This is a genomic window from Streptomyces sp. WAC05292 (assembly GCF_003949955.1).
Taxonomy (GTDB): Bacteria; Actinomycetota; Actinomycetes; order Streptomycetales; family Streptomycetaceae; genus Streptomyces; species Streptomyces globosus.
Genome location: NZ_RPSE01000299.1, coordinates 1 through 7,675 on the forward strand (window position 1 = coordinate 1; position 7,675 = coordinate 7,675).

A 7,675-nucleotide genomic window follows, 5' to 3' on the forward strand; every position below is an offset into this window, starting at 1 on the left:
AGCCGTCCGACGGCCACTCCGCCGACGAGGCGGCCGTACTGGCGCTGGTCAACCAGGAGCGCGCGCAGGCCGGGTGCGGCCCGGTCCGCGCCAACCCGCCGCTCGCCGCTCTGGCCGGCTCCTTCAGCAAGGACATGGCCGTCCGCGGCTTCTTCTCCCACACCGACCCCGACGGCCGGAGCCCCTGGGACCGCGCCTCGGCCGCCGGCATATCCGGCCTCGGCGGCGAGAACATCGCCCGCGGCCAGGGCGACGCCGAGGCCGTCATGAAGGCCTGGATGAACAGCCCGGGCCACCGCGCCAACATCCTGAACTGCGAGTTCCGCACCCTGGGCGTGGGCGCCCACGTCGCGGCCGGCGGCCCCTGGTGGACCCAGGACTTCGGTTTCTGACCCGGCCCGCCCGAGCCCGCCGACGGCGGGGGCACGACCCTGCGGAAAGCGCACCCCGCCCGACAGCGCTGTGCGGCGTTAAGCTGGCCGCATGGAGACGACGACAGACCTGCCGTTCGACGCGTTCGCCCGCGCCTGCCCCTCGCGGGAGACGCTGGAGCACGTCACCGGCCGCTGGGGCAGCCTCACCGTCGGCGCCCTGCGCGACGGCTCCTGCCGCTTCAACGAGCTGCGCCGCAAGGTGGACGGCGTCAGCGAGAAGATGCTCTCCCAGACCCTCCAGGCCCTGGAGCGCGACGGCATCGTCCGCCGCGAGGCGCAGCCGGTGAACCCGCCGCGCGTCGACTACGAGCTCACCCCGCTCGGCATCGAGGTCGCGGACCGGCTGCTCGGCCTCATCCACTTCCTGGAGGGCAGCATGCCGCAGGTGCTCTCCGCCCGGGAGTCCTACGACGCCGCGCGCGGCGGCCGCTGACAGCGCGGGCAGAAGTAGCTCGACCGGTTCATCCACGGCCGGCGGCGCATCGGCGTCCCGCACCGCCGGCACGGCTGGTCCTCCCGTCCGTACGCGTCGAGCGAGCGGTCGAAGTAGCCGGACTCGCCGTTGACGTTGACGTAGAGGCTGTCGAAGCTGGTGCCGCCGACCTCGAGGGCCGCGTTCATCACGTCCCGGACGTGGCCGAGGAGTTCCGTGCTCCGGGGGCGCGTCAGGGTGGCGGTGGGGCGGTCGTAGTGCAGCCGGGACCGCCACAGCGCCTCGTCCGCGTAGATGTTGCCGACCCCGCTGATCAGCGACTGGTCCAGCAGCGCCCGCTTCAGGGTGGTCCGCCTGGCGCGCAGCGCGCGGTGGTAGGACGCCTCGTCGAAGAGCGGGTCCAGGGGGTCGCGGGCGATGTGCGCGATGACGTCGGGCAGGCCGTCGGCGGTGGTCTCGTGCAGGGAGAGCCCGCCGAAGGTGCGCTGGTCGACGAAGCGGAGCTCGGTGCCGGCGGCGTCCGCGAACCGCACCCGGATCCGCAGGTGCTTCTCGTCGGGGGCGCCCTCGGGCTGGACCAGCAGCTGCCCGCTCATGCCGAGGTGCCCGAGGACGGACAGCCCGCGCCCTTCCAGGGGCAGCCACAGGTACTTGCCGCGCCGCTGCGGGACGCCGACGGTCTCACCGCGCAGCCGGTCCGCGAAGTCAGAGCCGCCGGCGGTGTGGCGGCGGACGGCGCGCGGGTGCAGCACGTCGACGGAGCCGATGGTCCGGCCGGCGACCCAGCGTGCGAGGCCCCGCCGCACCACTTCGACCTCGGGCAGCTCGGGCACGGTGTTCCTCCTGGCGGGCGCTTTGCGGCGGTGCTCTGCCCGCGAGCCTACCGGCCCGCCCCGCACCGCTGCCGGGCTCCCCCGGACACGGCTCCGCCCGCCCCTGCGCGGCAGGAGCGGGCGGACCCGAAGGAGGAGGAACCGGCCGGCGTCAGACCTGCGGCGCGGAGTCGGCGGGGGTCGGCGACCCGCCGTCCGCGGCAGCCGCCTCGGCGGCCTTCCGCTCGTCCGCGGAGGCGCGGATGCCGCGCCACGCGGACTCCGCCGCCTGCTGTTCCGCTTCCTTCTTGCTGCGGCCGGTGCCGGTGCCGTACGAGACACCACCGACGCGGGCTGCAGCAGTGAACGTCTTCTCGTGGTCCGGACCGGTCTCGGTGACGAGGTACTCGGGCACGCCGAGCCCCTCTGCCGCCGTCAGCTCCTGGAGGCTGGTCTTCCAGTCCAGGCCGGCCCCGAGGTTGGAGGACTTCTCGATCAGCGGGTCGAAGAGCCGGTGCACCAGCTCCGAGGCCGCGTCGAGGCCCTTGTCGAGGTAGACGGCGCCGATCACCGCTTCGAGGGTGTCGGCGAGGATGGAGGCCTTGTCCCGGCCGCCCGTGCCCTCTTCGCCCCGGCCGAGCCGGATGAACGAGCCGAGGTCGAGGCCGCGCCCCACTTCCGCCAGCGCACGCGAGTTGACCACCGCGGCCCGCAGTTTGGCCAGCTGGCCCTCGGGCAGGTCGGGGTGGGTGTTGTACAGCGTGTCCGTGACCACCAGGCCGAGGACGGAGTCCCCGAGGAACTCCAGGCGCTCGTTGGTGGGCAGACCGCCGTTCTCGTAGGCGTAGGAGCGGTGGGTCAGTGCACGCACCAGAAGGGCGGACTCGAGTCGATACCCGAGCCGCCCTTCCAGAAGCGTGGGGGACGAGGCCGCGTTGCTACTGTCTGCCTGCTTTTCAGCGTTGGACAGTTCAGACATTGCGCCTCTCACCAGCCGCTCAGACCTCGAGGACCTGGCGCTTGTTGTAGGTGCCGCAGCTCGGGCACGCGATGTGCTGCTGCTTCGGCTCCTGGCAACGCTCACACGAAACCAGGGTGGGGACCGCAGCCTTCCACTGCGACCGGCGGTGGCGCGTGTTGCTGCGCGACATCTTCCGCTTCGGAACAGCCACGGCTACTTCTCCTGCTTCTCGGCGGCGCTCTGAACGTCGTCAGATGCAGTGCCGCTCATGTTGTCCTTCTCGCCGTCCTGATCGGTCACGACGAGTTCCTGCAAAGCCGCCCAACGGATGTCGACGGCGTCGTGGTGGTGCTCCGGGTCCTCGTTCAGGCTGACCCCGCAGTCGGGGCACAGACCGAGACAGTCCTCCCGGCACACCGGCTGCAGCGGCAGTGCGAGCACCACCGCGTCCCGCAGCACGGGTTCGAGGTCGAACAAGCCGTCCTCAAGGTAGAGCGTGTCCTCGTCGTCCTCGGCGTCGTCGGCCGGCTCCGCCTTGGGGCGGCCCCGGTCGTCGGCGTCAGGGTACGAGAACATCTCCTGGAAGTCCGCCTTGAGCTCGCGCCCGACGGACTCCAGACACCTTACGCACTCCCCCTCGGCCGATGCACGGACGGTGCCTGTGACAAGCACCCCTTCCATGACCGACTCCAGGCGGAGGTCGATCTTCAGCGGCGCACCCTCCGGCACGCCGATGACACCGGCCAGGCCGAGGTCCGCCGGAGCCGGGATCTCGCGGGACAGCCGCTGCATGGCACCAGGACGCCGACCCAGCTCGTGCGTGTCGAACACGAGGGGGTTGCGGTGGTCGAGGCGGGTGTTCAGGGCCGTTCCTGCTTTCGGGAATCACTGAAGATCGAGAACGCCGCCGCTCAAGGGCAGCGCGGATCGCGACGGATACGCGCGACCGAACAGTCAGGATACCCGCAGCCCCGCCCTGAGCCCAATCCGGGTCAGCGCCCCTGCTCGTACTGGCGCAGCTGCTCCAGGTTGATCATGCTCGTGTCGAAGAAGCTCGTCTCGTCCAGGGCCGCCTGCTGCTGCCCGTACGGGTAGCCGGCCGCGCCCGGCGCCTGGTACACGGCGTACGGGTCGGGCTGGCCGCCGTACGCCGCGGCGTAGGGGTCCGGCTGCGGGACGGGCTGCTGCCCGTACGCGTACGGGTCCTGGTAGGCGTAGCCGTCCTGCCCGCCGGGCTGCGGGTAGCCGTACCCGCCGTACACGGGCTCGGCCGCCGCCTGCGCGGGGATGGCCGGGGCCGCGGCCGGGGGCTCCGGCTCCGCGAGGCCGGCGAGGAAGTCCGCGTCGCTCGCGGCGCGGGAGGACTGCGCCCCCTCGGCGTCCCGGGCGGCCACGTGCGCGCCGAGGTCGTCCGCCGGGATCCGGCCGAGCAGCTTCTGGCGGCCGCGGCCGACGGCCTCCAGGGTCTTGGCCAGCACCGCCTCGATGGTGGCCAGCTTCGCGTCGGCGTAGGCGTCGGCCTGCCGGCGGAGGGTCTCCGGGTCGCCGTCGGGCTCCGGCGCGTCGGGGTCCGGGCGGCCCTCGCCGTCCAGGCCGGGGCCGCGGCCCAGCAGCTTCTCCCGGCCGCGGTCGACCGAGCCGAGGGTCTTGGTGAGGACGGCCTCGAAGTTGGCGAGCTTGGCGTCGACGTAGTCGTCGGCCTGGGCGCGGACCTCCGCGGCCTCCCGGTGGGCCTCCGCCAGGATCCGGTCCGCCTCGTCCCTGGACAGGCGGGCCACCTCCGCGTCCGAGACCAGCGCGGCGCGCTGGGCGTGCGCGGCACCGACGATCCGCTCCGCCTCCCGGCGGGCCTCCTCGACGACCTGCTCCCGGCCGCCGAGCACCTCCTCCGCGCGGGCGAGGGAGCCGGGCAGCGCCTCGCGCAGTTCCTCGAGGCGGGCGAGGAGCTCGGCGCGGTTGACGACGCAGGAGGCCGACATGGGCATGGACCGGGCGCCGCCGACGGCCGCGACGATCTCGTCGAGCTTCTTGTGGACGTCCATGGCGGCTCGCACTCTCTCGGCCTCGGGGCGGTTCCTGAGACGGACGGGACGACTGTAAGGCCACGGGCGCGGCGTCCGACAGCGAACGGCGGCGCCTTCGCCCGGTCAGCGTTCGGCGAGCCGGGCGGTGAGCGCCGCGTGCACGTGCGGCGGCAGCAGGTGCGAGACGTCGCCGCCCCAGGCCGCGACCTCCTTGACCAGGGAGGAGGACAGGAAGCTGTACGTCGGGTTGGTCGGCACGAACAGCGTTTCCACGCCGCTGAGTCCGATGTTCATCTGGGCCATCTGGAGTTCGTAGTCGAAATCGCTGACGGCGCGCAGGCCCTTGACGATCGCCGGGATGTCGCGCTGCTTGCAGAAGTCGACGAGGAGCCCGTGGAAGGACTCGACCTCGACGTTGCCGTACTCGGCGGTCGCCTCGCGGATCATCTCGATCCGCTCCTCGATGGTGAACAGCCCCTTCTTGGACTGGTTGATCATCACGGCGACGTGGACGACGTCGTAGAGCCGGGCGGCCCGGCCGATGATGTCCAGGTGCCCGTTGGTGACGGGGTCGAAGGACCCCGGACAGACGGCGCGGCGCAACTTGGTCCCCTTGTTCTCCGGTGCGGGCATCATGACTCTTCGCTGGTGGAGGCGGCGCGGCCGTACCAGAGGGTGCCTTCGCCGTACTTGCGGGAGCGCAGCGGCTCGAACCCCTCCGGCCACGGGAACGCTCCGCTCCTGGTGCCGCGCTCCACGGTGACGAGCGCACCGTCCGCGATCCAGCGGTTGGCGCGGAGTGTGAGGAGGATCTCGCCAAGATCGTCGTGGGTGACGGCGTACGGCGGGTCGAGGAAGACGACGTCGTACGGCTCCCCCGCGGCGGGCACGGCCACGACCTGTTCGGCGCGGCCGGCCCGGAACTCGGCGCCGGGCAGGCCGAGCGTGCGGATGTTGTCGCGGATGGCCTTGGCGGCCTTGGCGTCGGTCTCGACGAGCAGGGCGTGCTCCGCGCCGCGCGAGAGGGCCTCCAGGCCGACGGCGCCGGATCCGGCGTAGAGGTCGAGGACGCGGGCCCCCTCGACGCCGTGCAGCGACTCCCAGGTGGAGAACAGGCCTTCGCGCATCCGGTCCGAGGTCGGCCGGGTGCCCGTGCCGGGGGGCACGGCCAGCCGTCGCCCGCCGGCGCTGCCGGCGATCACGCGGGTCATCTGGGGTCCTTCGGTACGGCGGTGGGGGCTGCTGCGCGGGGCGGGCGGTGTGCCGCGGTCCCGGGCCGGCCGCCGGGCTCCGCCGGCCGCCGCGAGGTCCACGATAGGTCGTGGGGCCGGCCCGCACCGGCCCGGCCCCGCTGCGGGCCCGGCGGGCGGGCCGCCGTACGGGTGGCGGCCCGCGCGGTCAGCCCTTCTCCAGGTACTGCTCCCGCTCGGCGTCCAGCAGGGCGTCCAGGGCGCCCCGGAGGCCGGGGAGCCCCTCCAGCTCCGGGTCTGCGGCGACGACGCGGGCGGCCTCCTCGCGGGCCTGGGCGATGACCTCCTCGTCCTCGATGACGGCGAGCATCCGCAGGGAGGAGCGCACGCCCGACTGGGCCTGGCCGAGGACGTCGCCCTCGCGGCGCTGCTCCAGGTCGATGCGGGAGAGCTCGAAGCCGTCCAGGGTGGCGGCGACGGCGGCGAGGCGGGCGCGGGCCGGGCTCGCCTCGTGCATCTCGCTGACGAGGAGGCACAGGCCGGGGGCCGAGCCGCGGCCGACGCGGCCGCGCAGCTGGTGCAGTTGGGAGACGCCGAAGCGGTCCGCGTCCATGATGACCATGACGGTGGAGTTCGGGACGTTCACGCCGACCTCGATGACGGTGGTGGCGACCAGCACCTGGACCTCGCCGGCGGCGAAGCGCCGCATGACGGCGTCCTTGTCGGCGGGGTCCATCCGGCCGTGCAGCACCTCCACCGACAGCCCGGCGAGCGGGCCCCGGGACAGCTGCTCGGCGACGTCGAGGACGGCGAGCGGCGGGCGCCTGTCGGCCTCTTCCGCAGCCTGCTTCTTCTTGGGGTCGTCCTCTCCGTCGCCGATGCGCGGGCAGACCACGTACGCCTGGTGGCCCTTCTCCACCTCCTCGCGGACCCGCTCCCAGGCCCGGGTGAGGAAGTGCGGCTTGTCCTTGGCGGGGACGACGTGGGTGGCGATCGGGGAGCGGCCCGCGGGCAGCTGGTCGAGGACGGAGGTCTCCAGGTCGCCGAATACGGTCATGGCGACGGTGCGCGGGATCGGGGTGGCGGTCATCACCAGGAGGTGCGGGGGCTGCCTGCCCTTGGAGCGCAGTGCGTCGCGCTGCTCGACGCCGAAGCGGTGCTGCTCGTCGACGACGACGAGGCCGAGGTCGTGGAACTGCACCTTGTCCTCGATGAGGGCGTGGGTGCCGATGACGATGCCGGCCTCGCCGGTGACGAGGTCCAGCAGGGCCTGGCGGCGCGCGGGCATCCCCATGGATCCGGTGAGCAGCACGACCTTGGTGCCCTGGTCGGAGCCGCCCAGCATGCCGCCCTCGGCGAGCTCGCCCATCATCTCGGTGATCGAGCGGTGGTGCTGCTGGGCGAGGACCTCGGTGGGCGCGAGCATCGCGGCCTGCCCGCCGGCGTCGACGACGGCGAGCATGGCCCGCAGCGCGACCAGGGTCTTGCCGGAGCCGACCTCGCCCTGGAGGAGGCGGTGCATGGGGTGTTCGGTGGCGAGGTCGTCGAAGATCTCGCGGGAGACGGCCTGCTGGCCCGCGGTGAGGGTGAAGGGGAGCGTGGCGTCGAAGGCGTCGAGCAGGCCGCCCGGGGCGGGGCGGCGGGCGACGGCCGGCAGCTGGGCGTCGGCGTGGCGGCGGCGGGCCAGCGCGACCTGGAGGACGAAGGCCTCGTCCCACTTCAGGCGGCGGCGGGCGTCCTCGATGTCGGCCTTGGTGCCCGGCCGGTGGATCTTGAGCAGGGCCTCGGTGAGCGGGACCAGGCCGCGGCCTTCGCGCAGGG

General features: G+C 73.3%; 10 protein-coding genes. 2 read left to right on the forward strand and 8 right to left on the reverse strand.

Features of this window, described 5'->3' with window-relative positions:
• Both EF903_RS24455 and EF903_RS24460 read left to right on the forward strand, forming a co-directional pair.
• Nucleotides 1-392, forward strand: a 392-nt coding sequence (locus tag EF903_RS24455) for a CAP domain-containing protein (protein ID WP_148142564.1), incomplete at its 5' end; no start/stop codon positions are given.
• 91 nt (nt 393-483) lie between these two features.
• Nucleotides 484-867 (forward strand): helix-turn-helix domain-containing protein, encoded by a 384-nt coding sequence (locus tag EF903_RS24460; RefSeq protein ID WP_125546601.1) that lies wholly within the window; start codon nt 484-486, stop codon nt 865-867.
• Here the strand turns inward: EF903_RS24460 and mutM are convergent.
• From mutM to EF903_RS24500, 8 genes are all read right to left on the reverse strand, one after another.
• Nucleotides 840-1,700, reverse strand: coding sequence for a bifunctional DNA-formamidopyrimidine glycosylase/DNA-(apurinic or apyrimidinic site) lyase (mutM, locus tag EF903_RS24465; RefSeq protein WP_125546603.1), 861 nt, complete (start codon nt 1,698-1,700; stop codon nt 840-842). The two genes, EF903_RS24460 and mutM, sit on opposite strands and share 28 nt — an antisense overlap.
• Before the next feature lie 151 nt (nt 1,701-1,851).
• Nucleotides 1,852-2,658 (reverse strand): ribonuclease III, encoded by an 807-nt coding sequence (gene rnc / locus EF903_RS24470; RefSeq protein WP_125546605.1) that lies wholly within the window; start codon nt 2,656-2,658, stop codon nt 1,852-1,854.
• A 19-nt stretch (nt 2,659-2,677) separates the two neighbouring features.
• Nucleotides 2,678-2,851, reverse strand: coding sequence for a 50S ribosomal protein L32 (rpmF, locus tag EF903_RS24475; protein ID WP_026165248.1), 174 nt, complete (start codon nt 2,849-2,851; stop codon nt 2,678-2,680).
• A 2-nt stretch (nt 2,852-2,853) separates the two neighbouring features.
• Nucleotides 2,854-3,504, reverse strand: a complete 651-nt coding sequence (locus EF903_RS24480; RefSeq protein ID WP_114058495.1) for a DUF177 domain-containing protein — start codon at nt 3,502-3,504, stop codon at nt 2,854-2,856.
• A 128-nt stretch (nt 3,505-3,632) separates the two neighbouring features.
• Complete coding sequence (locus EF903_RS24485) at nt 3,633-4,682, reverse strand: cell division initiation protein (protein ID WP_125546607.1); 1,050 nt, start codon at nt 4,680-4,682, stop codon at nt 3,633-3,635.
• Between the two features lie 105 nt (nt 4,683-4,787).
• Nucleotides 4,788-5,267: a pantetheine-phosphate adenylyltransferase gene (gene coaD / locus EF903_RS24490; RefSeq protein ID WP_185902795.1), complete on the reverse strand. Its 480-nt coding sequence runs from the start codon at nt 5,265-5,267 to the stop codon at nt 4,788-4,790.
• 29 nt (nt 5,268-5,296) lie between these two features.
• Nucleotides 5,297-5,875, reverse strand: coding sequence for a 16S rRNA (guanine(966)-N(2))-methyltransferase RsmD (gene rsmD / locus EF903_RS24495; protein ID WP_125546609.1), 579 nt, complete (start codon nt 5,873-5,875; stop codon nt 5,297-5,299).
• Nucleotides 5,876-6,062: 187 nt separating this feature from the next.
• Nucleotides 6,063-7,675: ATP-dependent DNA helicase RecG (locus EF903_RS24500; RefSeq protein WP_148142565.1), on the reverse strand; the 1,613-nt coding region annotated here is incomplete at its 5' end.

Bases quoted from the DNA above. Each gene is read 5' to 3' on its own strand.
- rsmD (WP_125546609.1), bottom strand. From the start codon at position 5,875: ATGACCCGCGTGATCGCCGGCAGCGCCGGCGGGCGACGGCTGGCCGTG.
- rnc (WP_125546605.1), bottom strand. From the start codon at position 2,658: ATGTCTGAACTGTCCAACGCTGAAAAGCAGGCAGACAGTAGCAACGCG.
- EF903_RS24485 (WP_125546607.1), bottom strand. From the start codon at position 4,682: ATGGACGTCCACAAGAAGCTCGACGAGATCGTCGCGGCCGTCGGCGGC.
- EF903_RS24460 (WP_125546601.1), top strand. From the start codon at position 484: ATGGAGACGACGACAGACCTGCCGTTCGACGCGTTCGCCCGCGCCTGC.